General features: G+C 55.0%; 1 protein-coding gene. It reads left to right on the top strand.

Going from position 1 to position 416, the window contains the following annotated elements; all coding sequences use genetic code 11:
* Positions 1-97 precede the first annotated feature (97 nt).
* Positions 98-416, top strand: a 319-nt coding sequence (locus ACXAG7_RS19985) for an Hpt domain-containing protein (RefSeq protein WP_476667929.1), incomplete at its 3' end; no start/stop codon positions are given.

The raw sequence follows: 416 nt of genomic DNA, 5'->3' as shown, positions 1-416 counted from the left end.
GGCTCACACCGCGACCATGGGCTCTAAGGGCTGCCTACTTTCTCTTTCCGCAAGAGCTTTTTGGGCTTAGGCTTGAGGCAGATGGAAGAGAGCAGATATGACAAAAACTGAAGGCATGGCGTTCTCCGAGCGCGTAGCTTGTATCCGCAAGCGATTTCTCTCGGAAATGCCCCAGCGCGTCCGGACGATCTCAGATGTTCTGGCCGGCATCGAGGATGAGGATACCGAGGAGAGCCGCTCTCGCATGCTGCACAGGATGCTGCATGACATCGCTGGGAGTGCCGCGATGCTTGAGCTTTATGACATTGAAGTCGCAGCCCGCCGGGGTTTGGCAATCGCAGAAGTATCCGATGATCGTGGCACGCCTCTAGATGAGGAAAGCCGCTCATTCATTCAAGAATCGGTTTGTGATATGC

It is taken from the genome of Tenacibaculum sp. AWR4_210 (assembly GCF_056160945.1).
Note: the sequence above shows the minus strand (reverse complement) of the source record. Positions and strands in the feature narration are given on the sequence as shown.